Origin of the sequence: Saprospira grandis DSM 2844 (genome assembly GCF_000275825.1) — a bacterium.
Taxonomy (GTDB): Bacteria; Bacteroidota; Bacteroidia; order Chitinophagales; family Saprospiraceae; genus Saprospira; species Saprospira grandis_A.
Genome location: NZ_JH719942.1, coordinates 3,498,298 through 3,518,064, shown reverse-complemented (window position 1 = coordinate 3,518,064; position 19,767 = coordinate 3,498,298). Strand labels below are relative to the sequence as shown.

Here is a 19,767-nt window from a genome sequence, read left to right as displayed (position 1 = left end):
CCCTATAGTTTGATAGTATGGGCCGAAGGGTAAAACCTTTGGCCCTTTTTTTATCCTGTTACTAAAAATCTCTGCTGTTTTTCTGTTCTTTTTTTTCTGGGGCTTGCCCGCCCTTTGGCCGGGCCGGGCTGTTCGCGGGCTCGCTCTTCGCTCGGCCCTGCGTTTTTTTCGCTGCGCTCAAAAAACTGGCTCTGGCCTGCGGCCACCCGCTGCCATCCCTAAGCCGCTCATCTATTTTTTTTCTTTTGGCTTTTTTCTTCGGCAGTTTTGGCCGCTGTTTTTTTATCCGCTCCGGCTAAACTGCGCTTTTTTTATTTCGGCAGAAAAATGCGGTCGTTTTTTGAGTGGAGCCTAATTGAAAGCCGCGCGCAAAATCATTAAAATAGTCTTTGTCTTTTTAACAAATTTTTGAAATAAAATAGCTTGGTTTTACCTTTCATTAGAGTTAATAGTAGTAGATTAAAAAATGTGAATTCCACCTCTAAATTAAATGCTATTTCATCCGCATTATCTTAAAGAATAAATTATGTACCTATCAAACCTTAAACTCTGGAATTTTCGAAAATTTGGCAGCAACTCTCCTTTAGACCTAGAAAAGCCTGACTTAGATTTAAATTTTAAAAAAGGAGTAAATGTTCTAATTGGAGAAAATGACTCTGGTAAGACTGCAATTATCGATTCTATAAAACTTGCGCTAAAAACCCATAGTTACGAATGGTTAAAACTAAACTGGGATGACTTCTATGATGATTCAGATAGATTACGAATTGAATTACAGTTTAACAACCTATCTGATGATGAAGCTAAAAATTTCATAGAATGGCTCGGGGTCACTGGTGAAAAAGATGATGCCGAATCATATCTACGGCTAATTTATGATGCCAGACGAAATACAAATGAGCAATACATCTATCCCTCTGAAATAAAAGCAGGTACTGATGAAGGTGGACATCAACTGACAGCAGAGGCTAGAGAATATTTAAAAACAACTTATCTAAAACCCTTACGAGATGCTAAATCAGAATTAATCCCTCGTAAAAACTCTAGGCTCACTCAAATTCTTCAAGGACATGAAGCGTTCAAAGGAAAGGATCAAGATCACTTACTAGTTGAACTATTTAAAGACTTTAATAATGAAGTTCTTCAATACTTTGAAGGCAAGGATAAGGATGGTGAAGCACTTACAGGTGAAAACTTAAAAGGGCAAGAACTAAAAAAAGAAATAGATAAGTTTATTGGTGCATTTTACTCAGAAAAAAAAGAATCTAATTTTGGTATTCTTGGTAAAAGCCTCAAAAACATCTTAGAAAAACTTGATTTATCTATTAAAGATGAAATAAACCCTGGCTTAGGAACTCTAAATAGATTATTCATGGCTTCAGAGTTGCTTCATCTTCAAAAGAAAAATTGGACGGGTTTAAGACTAGGACTAATTGAGGAGCTTGAAGCGCATCTTCACCCCCAAGCCCAAATGCAAATTATCGAAGCCTTAAAAGCTGAAGAAAATATTCAGTTAATTTTGACTACTCATAGTCCCAATCTAGCATCAAAATTAAAGCTTCAAGAGTTAATTATCTGTAATGGTAAAAATGCCTTTCCCATGGGGGAAGAGTATACAAAACTAGATTCTAAAAGTTATAGATATCTTGAAAAATTTTTGGATACAACAAAAGCCAACCTTTTTTTCGCTAAAGGAATTATTCTAGTAGAGGGGTGGGCCGAAGAAATACTACTTCCTAGTATAGCAAAAGCGATGGGGATCAACCTAACTGAAAAAGGAGTATCAATTGTAAATATTGGAAATATTGGTTTTAGCCATTATGCTAATATTTACCTAAGAAAGGAAAAGCCCCACATGGATATTCCAGTAGCAATAATTACAGATGCTGATATAAAAGCGTACAGAAAAGAGAAAGGCTCTTATATAAAAGAAAAAACAAATGTATTTAGCCAAGAAACGAATAAAAAGATTAAATCAAACAATGAAAAATCTGAAGAAAACGTAAAATATTACACTGGCGCTCATTGGACATTGGAATATGCTTTATACTGCTCTTCTCTATTAGGAGAGAAATTTAAAGCCGCCTGTAAAAACAAGCATTCAAGAACAGATTGGGATACTAATTTCGAGGAAACTCTTGCTGAAAAATTGATTGATAAGACGCTAAAGAAGACAGATATCGCCTATGAACTTGCCTTGCAAATAGATAATGCGGTACAAGATGAAAGCTTTAAAATTTCCACCGAAGTTAATGATGACAGTATTTCTTACCTAATCCAAGCAATTAAATATGCCACAAAATATTAACATATCAGATCAAGATATCGAATACGCTGAAAAAATACTTTTACCTGAAGGGAAAGTGTTTGATCAAGAAAGAAGAGACTTTATTCGTTGTTTAAAAACTATTGACCTACAAGCTGTACCTGGAAGTGGAAAAACAACTGCACTGCTAGCAAAACTCCTAATATTGGAAAGGTACATGCCATTTCAAGACGGGCATGGCGTGCTTGTAATTTCCCATACTAATGCAGCAGTAGACGAAATAAAAGAACGTATTGGAAAACATTGTCCTCAACTCTTTTCATATCCAAATTTTGTTGGAACAATTCAAAGTTTTGTTAACAGATTCTTGGCAGTTCCCTTCTACATGAACTCCTTAAAAGAAAGACCTTTAAGAATAGATGCTAATCTTTACAATGAAAGGTTATCTGAGATAATAAATAATCCATGGGCTTATAAATTTGGTCTTTCAAATGAGAATTTTAACAAAGTCTACCGTTTTATAAAACGATCAGAACGTATGTTCTACAAGTACCGGTTTGGCATTGATAAAGATAAAATCATTTTGAAAGAATCTTTAAACGGTACGCAAGTCCAAATCAAAGACAAAAAAAACATACTAACCTGGCTAAGGAAATTAAAAATTCACATTTTATGCACTGAAAAAATACTACATTACGACGATGCATATTTTTTAGCTAATCGTTATATCAAAAAAAACCCTACAATAACTACTCTACTTCAAAAACGATTCAAATATGTACTTGTAGATGAAATGCAAGACATGGATATTCACCAATACAATTTAATTGAAACCATTTTTAAGCCAGATGAATCCACACAATCCGTAGTTCAAAGAATAGGCGATAAAAATCAAGCTATTTTTAATAGCGACTCTTCTCCTACAAAGGATATCTGGACCCAAAGAAAGGTAATGTATCTTAATGGTAGTCATAGACTAAGTTCAAAAATTGCGGATTTAGTACAAAAATTTGCGCTAACAGGAAATCCAATAACAGGAAATAATCCGATTGAAATTAAACCTATAATTTTTATTTATACGGATGATACTATAGAATTAGTTATTCCAAAATATGCTGATAAAATAAAAGAATTACAGAAGGGCGGGTTAATCCCTGAAAGTCCACGACATAAGTTTACGGCAATTGCTTGGAGAAAGGGGCAAAATACTAGTGCTAAAGATAGTAGAATAACTTTATCTACATATTGGCCTCATTTTAAAAAATCTAAGCCCAAAGAGCAAATAGATTTCAAAGTTCTTGAAGACTACATCCTTTACATTAACAAAGACGTAAAGACTTTACGACCTATACAAAACAACATAATTAACCTACTACTAGAAATTCTTCACATAGAAAAAATATCACATAAAAAAAACAACTACTATTCTAAAAAAAGACTACTAAATTTCCTGAAGCTGCGTGAAAATAATGATTACGAAGAGCTAAAATCAAAACTCTATGAATGGTCTATGGGCTGCATAAAGGAGAAAAAGTTAGATGTTATCAAAAATATTAAAGACTACATACCTACTTTTTTATCCTTCTTCGATAGAGAAATAAATTTATCTACGCAATTTATTTTAGGTAAATCTGAGATTTCTTTAGCGTCTAATGAGAATGAAAACGATTTAGAAATGAACATATTTAATTCTGAGGGAATTAAAATTGAGATTGGATCTGTCCATTCCGTAAAGGGGCAAACTCATACAGCAACATTGTACCTAGAAACTTACTTTTATAAAGATGGTGGCAAGTCATATGAGTCTCAAAGACTTGCTGGTCAATTCTTAGGTACTCCAATAACTAAGAGTGCAGGAAAAAGAGTAAAACAATCAGCAAAAATGGTTTATGTTGGATTTTCGAGACCTACTCACTTATTAGGTATAGCAATTCATCAAGACAGATATAAGTCATATTTATCACAAATAGATGGGAATTGTTGGGATATAGTTAAAGTTTGGGGAAATTAAATGCCTTAAAATAAGTGCATTCGTAATCGTATGCCTACTTCTTATCCATTCCCCCACAAGGCCGAAAAATCACTCAGATTTTTCGGCCTTTTGCTATTTGAAAGCGGCTAATTGAAAGGGCGAGTTCTTCCCCCCCCACAAATCCTCTCCCTTCAAAATAAATTCATTATCTTTTGGCCCAAACTCCGCTCCTTTTTTTTGGAGGGGACAGGCGGCGAAGCCGCCGCAAAGGAGCGAAGCGACGCGGCTGAGGGATGGACAGCAGGGGCCGAAGGCCAGAGCTAGCAAAAAACTTGTTTTTTTGCGCAGGGCCGAGCGAACAGCGAGCTGCGATACAGCCCGACCCGACCGATAATTCATGAGGGTTTTAACCCTCATTTTGTATAGCTTCGCAAAGCGATGCCGCTTTGCGCTGGGTTTCAATCTAGCGGGAGGGGCAGCCCCAAAAAAATTAGAATTAGAAAAAAGATCAATGCAAAAAAAATTATTCCTACTCGATGCAATGGCCCTAATTTATCGGGCGCATTTTGCTTTTATCAAAAACCCATTGATTAACTCCAAAGGCTTGAATGTATCGGCCATGAATGGCTTTACCTCTACCCTTTGGGAATTATTGCGCAAAGAAAAACCTACGCATATTGCCGTGGCTTTTGATTTGCCCGGCGGGACCTTTCGACATGAAATGTATGCCCCCTATAAAGCGAATCGGGAGGAGCAACCGGAGGATATTCGCTTGGCGATTCCCTATATTAAGCAAATTGTAGAGGCCTTTAATATTCCGGTGGTGGCCGTGCCCAATTATGAGGCCGATGATGTGATTGGGACCTTGGCCAAACAGGCCGCCAGAGAAGGTTTTGATGTATACATGATGACGCCCGATAAGGATTATGCGCAATTGGTGGAAGATCATATTTTTTGGTATAAACCCGCTCACTTTGGCAATAAATTCTCTGTTTTGGGCAAGGCGGAGGTCTTGGAGAAATGGAAAATTGAACGAGTAGAGCAAGTCATTGATGTTTTAGGCCTACAAGGCGATACGGCAGATAATATTCCAGGCATTCCGGGTGTTGGTCCCAAAACGGCCCAAAAATTATTGGCCAAATATGGCAGCATCGAAAATTTGTTGGAGCATACGCATGAGCTCAAAGGCAAGCAAAAAGAACGAGTAGAGGAAAATAAAGAACAGGCGCTTTTGTCTAAGGAATTGGCCACCATCAAGTTGGATGTGCCCCTGCAATTTGATGCGGAAAAATATGCCCTAGAAGAATTTAATCGAGAAGCCCTATCCGAAATTTTTAAGGAGCTGGAGTTTAGAAGTCTGAGCAAACGGATTTTGGGCCAAGCCGCTGCGGCCAAAGCCCCCCAACAGGTCGATCTTTTTGGACAAGCCATCGAAGAGGCGCCCAAGAAAAAACTCAAGGCCGCCAATGAATTATTGGTCGATCATACGCATAGCAATACCGAGCACGAATATATTTTGCTGGATACCGCCCAAAAAAGAGCGGCCCTGATTGCCGAGATCCAAAAAGCAGGCATTTTTTGCTTCGATAGTGAGACGACGGGCCTAGAATTGGGCTCCGAAATTGTGGGCCTTTCTTTTGCCCTGCAGGCCCATAAGGCCTATTATTTGGCCCTGCCCGAAGATCAGGCGGCCACAAAAACACTGCTCGAAGAGTTTCGCCCCATCTTTGAAGATCCCGAAATTGCCAAGGTGGGCCAAAACCTAAAATTTGACCTGCTCATGCTCCGCTTTTACGATATAAAAGTGGCGGGCAAACTTTGGGATAGCATGCTGATGCACTATTTGTTGGAGCCCGATAAAAAACATAGTCTGGATTATTTATCGGAAACTTACCTCAATTATTCGCCCATTCCCATAGAAAATCTTTTGGGCAAAGGCCGCAAGAAAAAATTGAGTATGCGAGATGTGCCTTTAGAAAAGGTCATTGAATATGCCGCCGAAGATGCCGATATTAGCTGGCAACTTTATGAAAAATTGCGCCCCCAATTGAGCAAAGAATTATTGGCCCTCTATAATGAAATGGAAGCGCCTTTGATTTATGTTTTGGTGGATTTGGAGTTTGAAGGGGTGGCTTTGGATAGCGACTTTTTGAATAAATATGCCGAAAAGCTCAAGCAAGAAAGCGATGTTTTAGCCAAAAAGATTTTAGAAAAGGCCGAGGCTCCTTTGCTCAATTTGGACTCGCCTAAACAGTTGGGCGAATTGCTTTTTGATAAATTGGAGATCCCCTACCGCTGGAGAAAAACCAAAACTGGCCAATACTCGACCAATGAAGAAAAATTGAGCGAATTGGCCCCTAAATATGAAATTATTGCTTGGATTTTAGAGTATCGCCAATTGGCCAAATTGCGCTCGACTTATGTGGAGGCCCTGCCCCGCTTGGTCAATAAATTTACGGGCCGTTTGCATAGCTCTTTCAATCAAGCCCTAACCACAACGGGCCGTTTGAGTTCGAATAATCCGAATTTGCAAAATATTCCGATTCGCACGCCCAGAGGCCGAGAAATTCGCAAGGCTTTTGTCGCTAGAGACGAAAATCACTGCTTGTTGGCGGCGGATTACTCGCAGATTGAGTTGCGCCTAATTGCCGAAATTAGCGGCGATGAGGCCATGTTGGCCGCATTTAAGGCGGGCCAAGATATTCACTCGGCCACGGCGGCCCGCATTTATGAGGTGGATATTGAAGAAGTGACCAAAGAACAGCGCTACAATGCCAAAACGGTCAACTTTAGTATCATTTATGGCGCTGGGGCTTTTAATCTTTCGCAAAATTTGGACATCAAGCGCAAGGAGGCCGCCGAGCTCATTGAGCAATATTTTAAGCAGTATCCTGGCCTCAAAAAATATATGGACCAAACCGTAGAAACGGCCAAGGAAAAAGGTTATGTGGAAACCTTGTTGGGCCGCCGCCGCTATCTGCGCGATATCAAATCAAAAAATGCGGTGGTGCGCGGACATGCCGAGCGAAATGCCATCAATAGCCCCATTCAGGGCACCGCCGCCGATATGATTAAACTGGCCATGATTAAGGTGCAAAATCGCCTCAAAGCCGAAGGGTTGCAGAGCAAAATGATCCTTCAGGTGCATGATGAACTCCTTTTTGATGTGCCCAAATCAGAATTGGCCCAACTTCGCCAATTGGTGGAGGAAGAAATGAAAACCGCTTTGCCCAATTTGCAAGTGCCCATTTTGGTCGGCATCGATGAAGGCGATAATTGGTTGGAAGCGCATTAGGAAGCTGTTTTGGGGCCTCCGCCTCGCTGCGCTCGTCGGCGCTACGCTTCAGGGCTCGCAGGTCTGCTCGGCCCTGCGGCCTGACGGCCTTGGTCTGCGGCTTCGCCGCCCCCTTTCGCATCGCTAGGCCGTTTGGCCTTCGGCCATAGCTGCACATCGGTTACTCCCTTTGGTCGTCGAACTGCGCCCTAAAGGGCTTGTTGTGGCCGTTTGGCCTTCGGCCATAGCTGTAGGTTAAAACCATCGGCCCATAATAATTAAACTAAAAACCTTTTCCATTTTTAAGCAAACAAGGGCTTTAGCCCGCCAGTTTGCATAGACCCGCAACCATGGGCTTTAGCCCATGGCCCCAAAAAACTCCACACTAAAAATTAAGGGATAAAAACAATTGCGATTAGTTCTGCCACAAAAAATTCATAGGAACCCTAGGGCCAAGGCCCTAGGCTAAGAAAAAAATTGTCATCCCCTCATGCGAGGGGATTTTTCTTGGCGGTTGTGCTTGGCTCCTTATTGTTTTGAAGTTTTTCTAGACCAGTGGGTTAAAACCCACCACAAGAAGGGAGGACAATCTACTTCCAAAAAAAATGGGCCGATGGTTAAAACCATCGGCCCATAATAATTAAACTCAAAACCTTTTCCATTTTTAAGCAAACAAGGGCTTCAGCCCATGGCAGAAAAGACGAGCTGCTAGAATATTTAAGCTTAGTCAACAATGGCTATGCTTACCGCCCTGGGCTGAAGCCCAAGGTTCTAGACTTTAGCGAACTGGCGGACTAAAGTCCTTGTTCGCTTTTTTCGGCTGGTTGTTTTTCTTTAGTCAAAATGGGCCTTAATATGTTGGGCTACTTCTTTGGCATGCGAGACAATCATATAATGTGTGGCATCTTCTACCCAATAAGTTGGTTGAGCTCGGCTAGGGGGAAAAACATGGTCCTTTTTGCCATGAATATGCAAAACGGGGCCAGCAGGGGCGCTATTGGCCCAATGAACGGCGGCATCGCGGGCCCAGCGCAGCATTTTCGGGCTCCAAGTCCGCAACATTTTTTTGTAGAGTTCATAACCCGCTTTATCAGAAATCACGCCCGCCCAATAACTAATTCGGGGCACCATCTCCCAACTAAAAATGGCGGGAACCAACCAATAAAGCGGTAAAATTTTGCCCAAAGAAAAAATAAAGGGCGCTTCATCATTGGTTTTAATGGTAGAGACCAAAATCAATTGGCTATCTGGAAAATGATGTTGCAAGCGAGTCGCTAATAATCCCCCCAAAGAAAGGCCCATAAAATTGGGTTGCTCTCCTGCTTTTAATTCACTTTGCAATTCAGGCAGCAAATGGGCCAGATAATCATCGCAGCCCTTGCCTGGGCGGCAATATTCTTCTTGATAATCTAAAAAGCGAACATCTTCAAAGGGGAGCAAGGGCAAGAGCTGCTCAAAAATCCGATGATCGGTTCCTAAGCCAGGCAAACAATACAGCGGCTGTTGATAAATGGAAGGGTTAGGCATTATCTTGATTTAGTGCAGATTTATAAGTGGCCAAACAACGCTGCCGAGCAAATTTATGCTCTACAATGGGCTGAGGATAGCGGCGGCTGCCATATTCTTTTACCCATTTTTTTACATATTTCAGCTCGGCATCAAATTTTTTGAGTTGGCTTTCGGGGCTAAAAATGCGGAAATAGGGCGCGGCATCGGTGCCTGAGCCTGCGGCCCATTGCCAACCGCCATTATTGCTGGCCAAATCAAAATCTAATAATTTTTCGGCAAAATAGGCTTCGCCCCAGCGCCAATCAATCAATAAATGTTTGCACAAAAAGCTGGCCACCAGCATCCGTACTCGGTTGTGCATATAGCCTGTAGCATTGAGCTCTCGCATACCGGCATCGACCAAGGGATAGCCCGTTTTTCCTTGGCACCAAGCCTCAAATTCCTCCTCATTATTGCGCCATTCGATAAGGTCGTATTTGGGGCGGAAGCTCTGTCCGACCACTTTGGGAAAATTGGCCAAGATTTGCGCATAGAAATCTCGCCAGATCAATTCATTGAGGTAAGTAGCATTGAGTTTTCGGGCTTTTCGGGCCTTTTCCCGGATAGAGATGGTCCCAAAGCGGAAATGCAGGCCCAAACGAGAAGTTCCCTCTTCTAGAGCGGGAAAATCGCGGGTCTCCTCATATTTTTTGATGCGTTTTTGCTTGAGCAATCGGCTAGGGAAATTTAGTTGGCTGGGCGCAAAGCCCATACTTTCTAGGCTGGGGATTTTAAAATTGCCGGGGAGAGTAGCGTAATTTTGTTGATAGTTTTCATTGGGATAAGATTGCAGATAAAAGGATTCGCCGGTTGCTGTTTTTTTGCTGTCTAGCTTGGCCTTCCATTGTTTGCTATAAGGGGTAAAAACGGTATAGGGGCCAGCAGTTTTCTTTTCTACTTCTAGGGCTTCAAAAATGACATGGTCCTTTTCTGTGAGCAAGGGAATATTTTCTTTTTGGAGGAGTTCGGCGACGGCTGCATCTCTTTTTTTGGCGTAGGGTTCATCATCTCGGTTGGTATAGACCTTATTGATGGGCCAATCTTGCAGCAATTGGGTCCAGACCGCTTTTGGGCGGCCATAAAGGACCAATAAATCGCTGCCGAGTTCTTGCAGCTCCTTTTGCAGCCGCTGCAGCTCCTGATGAATAAAACTTACTCGAGCATCTTGGCGATTATTTAAATCCTCTAGAATATTTTGGTCGAAAATAAAGATAGACAAAACGGGGCCGCCTGCCTTGAGCGCTTGATACAAAGCCGCATTATCATTTAGTCGAAGATCTCTGCGGTGCCAGAAGATGCTATATTTCATATTGAGTGAAGGATTATTTTTTTAAACAGATTTTGAACAGCAAAAAGGAGAAAGGGTTTAAGCCCATTGGTTCTGGCTGCATCTAAGGAAAAATTCTGCGTCTAGAGGAGGGCGCACAGCGGCCGACGGCCTAGGGGCCTGCAAGGGTGCCGCGCAGCGGCAGACCGAGCTTTTTGAGCAAAGCGAAAAAAGCGAAGGGCCGAGCAGACCTGCGAGCCCTGAAAGGGCCCGGCCGCCGCAGGCGGCAGGCCCCAAAAAAATAGATCTTATAAAAAGAACAAAATTGCCTTTTTTTTATTAAGTTTATAGAATAGTTAGCCTAGAAGATATAATTGCTTAAGCAAAAATAATATGGTACCGACAATAGCGTCAGCGAGTCAAGGATTTAATCGTCCTTGCTCGCTTTTTTATAACATAGAGGCAAGAATAACTACCGCCTCGAAACAGTTGATTATTTATGAGCAAAACACAACTATATCCTGCACGCTACACCCTGCGGACCTTGGCCTTAATTATTGATTTCATGGTTATTATCTTACTAGTTTGGCTAGCGAGAAGCATAGAAGACGACTCCTTTTATGGTGTTTTGGATCCGGTAGCGGCTAAAAAACTAGCCCGAGAAGAGTGGGACATTCTGCTATACCGAGGTAACCCCACTATTGTTTTATGGAAGGAAGTCCTGTATGGATTGCCGCTAAAAGCGGCTTTGGGCTTAGCTTATTGTACTGTTTTTGAGCAATCGTCTATGCGGGCCACCCCTGTCAAATGGTTATTGGGATTAAGAGTAGTGGATGAAAAAAAACCAGGGACTTGATTTTTGGACTAGCTTAAAACGCAACAGCCTTAAAGTGGGCCTGCTCGTTTTTCCTTATATTTTTACGGACTATATTTCGTATGACTTTGGGATCTTCCTCTTGTTTTGGATATTCTTTAGCATCATCCTTTGGGTAAATGGGAGCAAGCAGGCCGACAAACAAATGTTCTACGATCGTTGGCTTCACACTTATGTAAAAGTCCTGCGCTAAAGCTTATTTAGAATGAGTCAAAGGAAAGCAAGCCATCCTAATTTTATTTGTTCATCTTATCTGTAGAAGTTATATTTGTGCGAAAATTGGACAGAAAAGTCTTGAAACGAAAAATAAAACTGAACAACAGATATGAATTTTGAACTAAGCGAACAGCATTTGGCTGTAAGAGAGGCGGCTAGAGATTTTGCCCGTCAAGAATGTCTACCCGGTGTTATTGAGCGTGATAGCAATATGACCCACCCCACAGAAATCTTGAAAAAGATGGGGGAAATGGGCTTTTTGGGCATGATGGTCGACCCCAAATACGGGGGAGGCGGAATGGATTCGCTTTCTTATGCCATTGCCATGGAAGAGTTCTCTAAAATTGACAACTCTTGCTCAGTGGCGATGTCTGTTAATAACTCTTTGGTTTGCTGGGGGATTGAAACCTTTGGTACAGAGGAGCAAAAGCAAAAGTATTTGCCCAAATTGGCTACTGGCGAATGGATTGGTGCGTTTTGCCTTTCTGAGCCCGAGGCGGGTTCTGATGCTACTTCTCAGCGCACCACTGCTGTAGATATGGGCGACCATTATATCTTGAACGGAACCAAAAACTGGATTACCAATGGTGGTACCTCTCAGGTCCATTTGGTGATTGCCCAAACCAATCCTGAATTGGGTCACCGTGGCATCAACTGTCTTATTGTAGAAACAGAATTGGATGGTGTTGTTGTTGGCGCCAAGGAAGATAAGCTTGGTATCCGCTCTTCTGATACGCATACGATCATGTACAATGATGTGAAAGTACCCAAAGAAAACCGCATTGGCGAGGATGGTTTCGGCTTTAAGTTTGCCATGAAAACCCTTTCTGGTGGACGTATTGGTATTGCTTCTCAGGCCTTGGGTATTGCCGCTGGTTCTTATGAGTTGGCTGCTGCTTATGCCAAAGAAAGAGAGGCTTTTGGCAAGCCTATTATCAAGCACCAAGGTATTTCTTTCAAATTGGCTGATATGGCCATGCAGGTAGAAGCGGCCCGTATGTTGGTCTATCGCTCGGCTTGGCTCAAAGACCAAGGCATGGAGTACGATATGGCTAGCTCTATGGCCAAACTTGCTGCTTCAGAAGCGGCCATGAAAATCTCTGTAGAGGCGGTTCAGGTGCATGGTGGCTATGGTTTCGTAAAAGAATATCATGTAGAACGCCTCATGCGCGATGCTAAAATTACACAAATCTATGAAGGGACCTCAGAGGTGCAGCGCATCGTTTTGGGCCGTTTCGTAGAAAACGGAAAGCTCTATTTACCCGATCATAAATAGATCGCTTAGCCAATAACTTAAGATAAGGGACGCCAGTTTTGGGGTCCCTTTTTTTTGGGGCCTCCGCCTCGCTTCGCTCCTCGGCGCTACGTTTCAGGGCTCGCTCTCTGCTCGGCCCTTCGTTTTTCGCTGCGCTCAAAACTCGGTCTGGCCTTCGGCCACCCTTTCACATCGCTAGGCCTGCGGCCCTTCGGGCCTGCTAGAGGCAGAAGGACAAAAAAAAGGCGCCCAATTGGGCGCCTTTTACATATTATTGAATCACCACAAAAGGCAAAACCTTTCGGAAACCCTTTTCGGGGATAGAAAGCAACAGCCAATAATTTCCAGCTTCAAAAACAGCGGGTAAATTATAAGTGTATCGTCCTTGAGTAAAGGGCACCTTTTCGGACCAGATTTTTTGGCCCAGTACATTTACGGCGGCCAATTCAATCGTCATGTCTTCATTTAGCCAGCCATCAATGTTAATTTGGGTTCCAGTTCGGCTAGGATTAGGATAAAGCGTAAAAACATTTGGATTCAGCGCACCTTCCTGATAGTCTATAGCGACTAAGTTAGAATAGTAAAAGCTGCCATCAAAATCTTCTTGCTTGTAGCGGTAGTATTGAATGCCGGGCTGCAGTTGCTCGTCCCAAAATTCATAGGAAGTCGTTTGTTGGCTGTAGCCTTGTCCAGCAACCCAACCTAAAGCTTCCCAATTCAAGCCATCTCGGCTCTTTTGAATTTCAAAACCCTCACAAGCAATTTCGGCAAAGGTTTGCCAATGCAGTCGCCCTTTTTGGTCCTCTTTTTCTGCATAAAGCGGAGAGGCCTCTATGGGTAAGGTAATTACCGCACAAACTCCTTGGTCATCAGCATAAGAACGGCTGTAGGTTCCACTCCCCCCAGCAGCCGAAGCTAAAAACTGAGGACAAGACAGTCCATCGTCTAAATAAGCGTACTGTGCACCAGAAGCTCGTTCGCCAGAAAACTGCAGACAGTTAATTGCGGCAGGCATAAAGGCATTTGATTGCCCAGAAAGGCTGTCTCCTGTAAACTGAATACAATTGACCGCTGCGGCCAGCATTGCTTGGCTTTGCCCAGAGCTACTGTCTCCTGTAAACTGAATGCAATTGACCGCTGCGGCTATCATCGCCTGTGCATGCCCAGAACCTCCATTTACAGATGAGCTAGTAAAACTACTACAAGTAAATCCACCTATTCCCGAACTGTCTACCCCAGAGCCGCTGCCCCCAAGAAATTGCCCATAAAGCGCAAAAGGGAAGCAACATAAAAAGAGATAAATATATCGCATAAGGAATAAATTTTTTAACGGACGCCACGGCCTCCAAAGTAATTGTAACGACGACCATCATCCGCATAGGTGTATCCATAGTATCTATCGGAAACACGTAAGTAGGTAATTGTAGAGCTATACCCTCCACCTCTAGTCATGCGGCCCTTTGCTCGTCCATCAGCCAAAGTAGCATCTTGGTTGGGCCAAGTAGGTTGGTTGGCATGCCCTGCATTGGGTGGGGTAGAGATTTCTCCATCACCTAGTTCTCCTCGATATAGTGCTCCTGCATCATACGAATGAATAACTTGCTCCATTAAGTTACCCGACATATCCATTACGCCATAATAGCTAGCTCCCGCCTGCTGACGAGTCGTACCTGGTTTGGCTGCATAACCACAACGCATAGGACCTAGAACCGTGTTATTATTATAATTACAAAGGCCAGCACCTGGAGTTACTGCATTCGAGGCAGTTTCTGTTGCCGTTCCATCAGTGACTAAGGTATTGGCATCTGTAATCAATGCTGTTCCCCAAGCATATTCTCCAGCAACAGGAGTAACTGGGCCACGACAAATCTTTTCATACTCAAATTCGGTCATCGGACGCAAAGCCGCCCAATCCAAATAAGCCAAAAAATCGGCCCAGCCTAAATTAGCCATTGCTCTATGAGGGGTATTCGCCTGTATTACTGGCCAGTTGCCCGTAATATTATTACGGCTAGCTACCGTTCCCGTAATTCGACGAGTATTCCCTTGATCCGACTGCAAAGAGTTCACAAAATCTACATACTGCCCCTGAGAAATTTCATACTTCATGCAATATACCTCTGCAAAGCCCTTCGGGAAATCAGCCGCAACACTAGCTGTTAGTGCTCTAGAAGAAGCATACAACTTGCCAGCTGTATTTCCATAAGCTAGAGTTCCCTCAGAGGTCACCTGATAGGGAGCGGTCCCCCCACCTTCTCTAAAAGAAGAGCCCGAAACGCCCCCATCGCCCAAATAAAAGGCGCCTTCTGGAATATTCACCATCTCAATCCCAAATACACGGAAATCAAACTGGCCGGGGACCAAGCCCACCATGCGCAAAGAAACACTCACATTGCTAATGTTGCCTACGCCATCCGCTTTACGTCGAATAAAAATTCCTTTGGCCACCGAACTGCTGTCCTTGCCATCTACATAAGCCTCTAAGGGACTTCCAGCACTATGATTCCCCACATTGACACTCAAATCAGTATGGCTCCACTGACTAGAAGCACAATCTCGCTTCTTTACAAAAAGCCAAACGGCATCATGGTTATAAGGAGGTGTTCCATTCAATCGCCAGCTATTCTCCCAACTGACACTAAAGGTCAAAGTGGAGTCATTGCTTAGCGTTACATTACTAATCTGTAGGTTGTTGGCCCACAAACTGAAACTCAGGCTGCAAAAAAGCAGCAGAGGTAAAAGCTGTTTCATACTCAAAGTTAAATTAGGTAGTAAAAATTAGTTGCTTATTAAAAATAGGCCTCATAGCGCCTATATTTCTGTGATCAATTATATTTTAGTGTAGTGTAAGTTGACGATCCCATTGGCAAAAGTTTCTGTTTTCTCCATCTGCCAGTCCACAGCCGGATAAGTAGCCGGAAATAAAGGGATTCCCTCCCCCAATAAACGAGGAATAATAGAAATGATCATTTCATCAATAGCGCCTAAACGCAAAAACTCCCGAATCAAGGCGCCGCCGCCCACTAACCAAATGCCCTTTTTACTGAGCTGCCTTAAACTTGCTATAGTGGGAGCATCTAGGGTATTTAAATGTCGGCAGTCAGGCTGGCTAGAAGAAAGTGCCTTGGTCCGACTAAAGACAAAGGTTTGTTTGCCCTGATACGGCCAGTCTATCCCAAAGGAACAAATGGCCGCATAGGTTTTTTGGCCCATCAATAAAAGATCAATGCTGTCGTAAAAGTTAGTGTATCCAAAGTCTTCCTGCTCAGGATTCGGAATTTCCTCCAACCAGTCTAACTCTCCATTTGGGCCAGCAATATAACCATCCAATGATTGAGCAATATAAAGTTTGATTTTCATTAAGCTAATTTGTCCTTTTTTTGCTAGCATTGATTTTTGCGAAACAAATATACAGAAGCTGTTTTGTTTTGCTTCAAAAAAAAGCCCTTAAAATATTATTTGCACTAAAAGTGACAGCATAAAAAGCGCCTTTTAGCTACAAAAAAAGCCCACTACAAAGCGCTGTAGTGAGCCATAATTTATTTTGCTATGCCTTTAGCCTACTCTTCCAAGAAAGGATAACGGTAGTCTGTAGGAGAAACAAAGGTCTCTTTAATCGTACGTGGAGAAACCCAACGCAACAAGTTGAGGTAAGAACCCGCCTTGTCATTGGTTCCCGATGCACGACCACCCCCAAAGGGCTGCTGACCAACAACGGCGCCCGTGGGCTTGTCATTTACATAGAAATTGCCCGCTGTGTGACGAAGCTTTTCTATCAATTCGTTAATTATCAAGCGGTCTGTAGCAAAAATAGCCCCCGTCAAAGCATAAGGAGAAGCCGTATCCAAAGCCTCAATAGTTGCATCCAGTTCCTCATCTTCATAGACAAAGATGGTCATTACTGGACCAAAAAGCTCTTCTTTCATCGTCACATAATGAGGATCTTTAACCACAATTACGGTAGGCTCAATAAAGTAGCCCTCTTCCTTAGAATGATTGCCCCCAGCAATGATTTCTGCCCCCTCATCTTTCTTGGCTTGCTCAATATATGCCGTGATCTTATCATAGGCCCGCTCATCAATTACTGCATTGACAAAGTTACTGAAGTCTTCTACAGTCCCCATTTTTACAGTCTTCAAATCAGCAACTAGCTTCTCTTCTACTGCAGGCCACAAACTCTGCGGAATATACGCTCTCGATGCTGCCGAACACTTCTGCCCCTGATACTCAAATGCACCACGCAAAAGGGCCGTAGCTACCTGATCTGCCTTGGCATCCTTATAGGCCAAGATATAATCTTTTCCACCTGTCTCCCCAACAATCCGAGGATAAGAACGATAGTTGTGAATGTTCTCCCCAATGGTCTTCCACATATACTGAAAGGTCTTGGTGCTGCCCGTAAAGTGCAAGCCAGAGAGCTCCGGATGCTTAAAGCAAACCTCTCCCGCTACAGGACCATCAGCAAAGACCATATTGATTACTCCCGCAGGCAATCCCGCCTCCACAAAGAGGTCCATAATCACTTTGGCCGAGTAAATCTGCGTATCAGATGGCTTCCATACCACTACATTACCCATCTGGGCAGGGGCCGCACATAAGTTGGCACAAATAGAGGTAAAGTTAAAGGGCGTTACCGCAAAGACAAAGCCCTCTAAAGGACGATGCTCCAAACGGTTCCAAATCCCCGCCGCAGAGTTGGGCTGATCACTATATACCTGCTCCAAATAAGCCGCATTAAAACGGAAAAAATCTACCATCTCACAAGCTGCATCAATCTCCGCCTGAAAAACGTTCTTCGATTGCGCCAACATCGTGGCCGCATTCATCCGATCCCGATAAGGACCCGCCAATAATTCTGCCGCACGAAGAAATACCGCCGCCCGCTCTTGCCAGGGCGTGTTCTCCCAGCTACCTCTTGCCGCCAAAGCCGCATCAATAGCCATATTTACCTCTTTGGCCCCGCCCTTATGGTAGTGACCCAATCTATGTTTAAGCTCATGCGGAGGATGAATGCTCACCAAATTGCCGGTGCGCACCTCTTTTCCCCCTATAATCATGGGAATTTCTAATTCCTCTCCTTTCATTCTCGCCAGTTCGGCTTTGAGCGATGCCCGCTCCGGACTGCCCTTGCGATAGGCTTTTACCGGCTCATTCTTCGGTGTCGGAATCTTGAAAAAAGCATTGGCCATATTAGCTGTGTTTTTATATAAGAACAAAGTAAGCTCTGTTCAACATGTAAGCAATGCGGCTAAAATAGAGAATCAGCTCTGGCTTACAAAAAAAGCTCGTCTAAAAGTTTTTTTAAGCTTTCTTGTGACCTACAGCCAAGATGCCCCTCTCTATTTTGCCTTTTGAGAAAGTTACTCCAATTTATTATTTTATCTTGCAACTAATTATACCATTTATTAACCCTTTTATCCTTAACCTTTAAGTTTATGATGAGTATTGAAGAAATTATCAAACTAGTTACCGAACTAGCTATTACCTATAGCCCAAAGATTTTTGGCGCCGCAGTAATCGCCTTTGTAGGCTTCTGGATTATCGGCAAGGCCACTAAGATGCTGGCCAAAATGCTCGAGAAACAAAAAATCGACGATTCTTTACGCCCTTTCCTCGTCTCGCTCACCAATATGACCCTCAAGGTGCTTTTGGTCCTCAGTATCTTTAATGTACTAGGTATCCAAATGACCTCTTTTATCGCTATCCTCGGTGCAGCCGGCCTAGCCGTCGGTATGGCCCTATCGGGTACCCTGCAAAACTTTGCCGGTGGCGTGATTATCCTTATCATCAAGCCCTTTAAGGTAGGCGACCTCATCCAAGCACAAGGCTTTACTGGCATAGTCAAAGAGATCCAAATCTTTAATACGGTCCTCAAAACACCTGACAACCAGACAATTATCATCCCCAATGGTGGCCTCTCTAATGCCTCTATGACTAACTTCTCTACAGAGCCTTTCCGCCGTGTAGACCTTACCGTAGGCGTAGGATATGGAGATAGCACCCAAAAAACTAGAGCGGTCCTCAACGATATTATCGCCCAAGATGAGCGCATCCTCCAAGATCCCGCTCCCCCCTTTATCGCCCTAGCCGAACTAGCCGATAGCTCGATCAATTTCACTGTTCGCCTTTGGGTCAAATCCTCTGATTACTGGGGCGTAACTTTTGATATGAACGAGAAGATCTATAACCGCTTTAATGAAGAGGGCCTCAATATCCCTTACCCTCAAATGGATGTGCATATCCACAAAAATGATTAAGGCCATAAGACGTTCCTAACTACACTAACTATCTGGTCCGAGACTGCTGTCTTGGACCTTTTTTTTTGGGGGCCTGCCGCCTAAGGCGGCCGGGCCCTTACAGGGCTCGCAGGGCTGCTCGGCCCTGCGGGCTTCGCCCTTGGTCTGCCGCTGCGCGGCCCCCTTACAGGCCCCTAGGCCAAGTCGCTTCGCTCCTTTGCGGCGGCTTCGCCGCCTGCTAGCTGTGGCTGCAGGTTGAAACCAGCAGCCATGCAACACCCCCATTCTACATCTATAGTGCGGAGAGGATTAAAATCCTCTACCGCTTTGAACAAGGATTATTTTTTCTTCGGTAGTTTAATTTTGTTTTTGTCTCCCCCATAAATTTCATAGGAACCCTAGGGCCAAGGCCCTAGGCTATCGAAAAAATCGCCATCCCCTCATTCGAGGGGATTCGCATTCCCGCCAGCCGCTAATCACATTCCCTAAAATAACCATTAACCGAAGCACAAAAAGCCCCCTCCTTGGAGGGGGTGACTCTACCTTTAGCCTAGGGCCTTGGCCCTAGGGTCCTGTATAATATGGGCCTGTAGGTTGAAACCCACAGCAACAAAATAGGCCATACTAAACGCAATAAAAATGAGCCGAAGGTTGAAACCATCGGCCCATATCATTTATAGCAAACAAGGGCTTTAGCCCGCTAGTTTGCATAGTCTACAAACATGGGCTTCAGCCCATGGCAGAAAACCACCCAACCGCTAAAGAAGAAAAACCAACCCTTTAAATCTACTTTTTAACCTCCGTCCAATAATCATCAAGTATCCAGAGGTACATCTTTCCTTTTATACTCATCATACGA

At 43.4% G+C, this 19,767-nt stretch carries 13 protein-coding genes; 7 read left to right on the top strand and 6 right to left on the bottom strand.

What is annotated here, in order from left to right; all coding sequences use genetic code 11:
- Nucleotides 1-526 precede the first annotated feature (526 nt).
- The 3 genes from SAPGRDRAFT_RS15790 to polA all read left to right on the top strand — a co-directional run bounded on the left by SAPGRDRAFT_RS15790 (nucleotide 527) and on the right by polA (nucleotide 7,533).
- Nucleotides 527-2,308, top strand: coding sequence for an ATP-dependent nuclease (locus SAPGRDRAFT_RS15790; RefSeq protein WP_002660242.1), 1,782 nt, complete (start codon nucleotides 527-529; stop codon nucleotides 2,306-2,308).
- A complete protein-coding gene (locus SAPGRDRAFT_RS15785) occupies nucleotides 2,292-4,277 on the top strand; it encodes a UvrD-helicase domain-containing protein (protein WP_002660241.1) in 1,986 nt (661 codons plus the stop codon). Before SAPGRDRAFT_RS15790 ends, SAPGRDRAFT_RS15785 begins: the two co-directional genes overlap by 17 nt.
- A gap of 472 nt (nucleotides 4,278-4,749) precedes the next feature.
- Entirely contained in the window at nucleotides 4,750-7,533 is a 2,784-nt protein-coding gene (polA, locus tag SAPGRDRAFT_RS15775) for a DNA polymerase I (RefSeq protein WP_002660239.1), read from the top strand.
- 813 nt (nucleotides 7,534-8,346) lie between these two features.
- Here polA and SAPGRDRAFT_RS15770 read toward each other — a convergent pair.
- Both SAPGRDRAFT_RS15770 and SAPGRDRAFT_RS15765 read right to left on the bottom strand, forming a co-directional pair.
- Nucleotides 8,347-9,039, bottom strand: coding sequence for an alpha/beta fold hydrolase (locus SAPGRDRAFT_RS15770; RefSeq protein WP_002660238.1), 693 nt, complete (start codon nucleotides 9,037-9,039; stop codon nucleotides 8,347-8,349).
- A complete protein-coding gene (locus tag SAPGRDRAFT_RS15765; protein WP_002660237.1) occupies nucleotides 9,032-10,369 on the bottom strand; it encodes a cryptochrome/photolyase family protein in 1,338 nt (445 codons plus the stop codon). The genes SAPGRDRAFT_RS15770 and SAPGRDRAFT_RS15765 overlap by 8 nt, the downstream gene beginning before the upstream one ends.
- 457 nt (nucleotides 10,370-10,826) lie before the next feature.
- On the opposite strand from SAPGRDRAFT_RS15765, the gene SAPGRDRAFT_RS15760 reads away from it, so the two are divergent.
- The 3 genes from SAPGRDRAFT_RS15760 (at nucleotide 10,827) to SAPGRDRAFT_RS15750 (ending at nucleotide 12,693) form a co-directional block, all read left to right on the top strand.
- Nucleotides 10,827-11,183, top strand: coding sequence for an RDD family protein (locus tag SAPGRDRAFT_RS15760; RefSeq protein WP_002660236.1), 357 nt, complete (start codon nucleotides 10,827-10,829; stop codon nucleotides 11,181-11,183).
- Complete coding sequence (locus SAPGRDRAFT_RS15755; RefSeq protein WP_037350370.1) at nucleotides 11,161-11,394, top strand: RDD family protein; 234 nt, start codon at nucleotides 11,161-11,163, stop codon at nucleotides 11,392-11,394. Before SAPGRDRAFT_RS15760 ends, SAPGRDRAFT_RS15755 begins: the two co-directional genes overlap by 23 nt.
- Before the next feature lie 132 nt (nucleotides 11,395-11,526).
- On the top strand, nucleotides 11,527-12,693 hold the full coding sequence (locus tag SAPGRDRAFT_RS15750; protein WP_002660235.1) for an acyl-CoA dehydrogenase family protein: 1,167 nt from the start codon (nucleotides 11,527-11,529) through the stop codon (nucleotides 12,691-12,693).
- A 250-nt stretch (nucleotides 12,694-12,943) separates the two neighbouring features.
- Here the strand turns inward: SAPGRDRAFT_RS15750 and SAPGRDRAFT_RS15745 are convergent, their stop codons facing one another.
- The 4 genes from SAPGRDRAFT_RS15745 to pruA all read right to left on the bottom strand — a co-directional run bounded on the left by SAPGRDRAFT_RS15745 (nucleotide 12,944) and on the right by pruA (nucleotide 17,861).
- Nucleotides 12,944-13,984 (bottom strand): T9SS type A sorting domain-containing protein, encoded by a 1,041-nt coding sequence (locus SAPGRDRAFT_RS15745; protein WP_002660234.1) that lies wholly within the window; start codon nucleotides 13,982-13,984, stop codon nucleotides 12,944-12,946.
- Nucleotides 13,985-13,998: 14 nt separating this feature from the next.
- Nucleotides 13,999-15,423, bottom strand: coding sequence for a formylglycine-generating enzyme family protein (locus SAPGRDRAFT_RS15740; protein WP_002660233.1), 1,425 nt, complete (start codon nucleotides 15,421-15,423; stop codon nucleotides 13,999-14,001).
- A gap of 78 nt (nucleotides 15,424-15,501) precedes the next feature.
- Nucleotides 15,502-16,032: a dihydrofolate reductase family protein gene (locus SAPGRDRAFT_RS15735; protein ID WP_037350895.1), complete on the bottom strand. Its 531-nt coding sequence runs from the start codon at nucleotides 16,030-16,032 to the stop codon at nucleotides 15,502-15,504.
- A gap of 200 nt (nucleotides 16,033-16,232) precedes the next feature.
- Nucleotides 16,233-17,861: an L-glutamate gamma-semialdehyde dehydrogenase gene (gene pruA / locus SAPGRDRAFT_RS15730; RefSeq protein ID WP_002660231.1), complete on the bottom strand. Its 1,629-nt coding sequence runs from the start codon at nucleotides 17,859-17,861 to the stop codon at nucleotides 16,233-16,235.
- A 246-nt stretch (nucleotides 17,862-18,107) separates the two neighbouring features.
- Between pruA and SAPGRDRAFT_RS15725 the strand changes: the two genes are divergently transcribed.
- Nucleotides 18,108-18,929 (top strand): mechanosensitive ion channel family protein, encoded by an 822-nt coding sequence (locus SAPGRDRAFT_RS15725; protein WP_002660230.1) that lies wholly within the window; start codon nucleotides 18,108-18,110, stop codon nucleotides 18,927-18,929.
- Nucleotides 18,930-19,767: the final 838 nt, after the last annotated feature.

Bases quoted from the DNA above. Each gene is read 5' to 3' on its own strand.
- SAPGRDRAFT_RS15785 (WP_002660241.1), top strand. From the start codon at position 2,292: ATGCCACAAAATATTAACATATCAGATCAAGATATCGAATACGCTGAA.
- polA (WP_002660239.1), top strand. From the start codon at position 4,750: ATGCAAAAAAAATTATTCCTACTCGATGCAATGGCCCTAATTTATCGG.
- SAPGRDRAFT_RS15740 (WP_002660233.1), bottom strand. From the start codon at position 15,423: ATGAAACAGCTTTTACCTCTGCTGCTTTTTTGCAGCCTGAGTTTCAGT.
- SAPGRDRAFT_RS15750 (WP_002660235.1), top strand. From the start codon at position 11,527: ATGAATTTTGAACTAAGCGAACAGCATTTGGCTGTAAGAGAGGCGGCT.
- pruA (WP_002660231.1), bottom strand. From the start codon at position 17,861: ATGGCCAATGCTTTTTTCAAGATTCCGACACCGAAGAATGAGCCGGTA.
- SAPGRDRAFT_RS15770 (WP_002660238.1), bottom strand. From the start codon at position 9,039: ATGCCTAACCCTTCCATTTATCAACAGCCGCTGTATTGTTTGCCTGGC.
- SAPGRDRAFT_RS15790 (WP_002660242.1), top strand. From the start codon at position 527: ATGTACCTATCAAACCTTAAACTCTGGAATTTTCGAAAATTTGGCAGC.
- SAPGRDRAFT_RS15725 (WP_002660230.1), top strand. From the start codon at position 18,108: ATGATGAGTATTGAAGAAATTATCAAACTAGTTACCGAACTAGCTATT.
- SAPGRDRAFT_RS15765 (WP_002660237.1), bottom strand. From the start codon at position 10,369: ATGAAATATAGCATCTTCTGGCACCGCAGAGATCTTCGACTAAATGAT.
- SAPGRDRAFT_RS15735 (WP_037350895.1), bottom strand. From the start codon at position 16,032: ATGAAAATCAAACTTTATATTGCTCAATCATTGGATGGTTATATTGCT.
- SAPGRDRAFT_RS15760 (WP_002660236.1), top strand. From the start codon at position 10,827: ATGAGCAAAACACAACTATATCCTGCACGCTACACCCTGCGGACCTTG.
- SAPGRDRAFT_RS15745 (WP_002660234.1), bottom strand. From the start codon at position 13,984: ATGCGATATATTTATCTCTTTTTATGTTGCTTCCCTTTTGCGCTTTAT.
- SAPGRDRAFT_RS15755 (WP_037350370.1), top strand. From the start codon at position 11,161: ATGAAAAAAAACCAGGGACTTGATTTTTGGACTAGCTTAAAACGCAAC.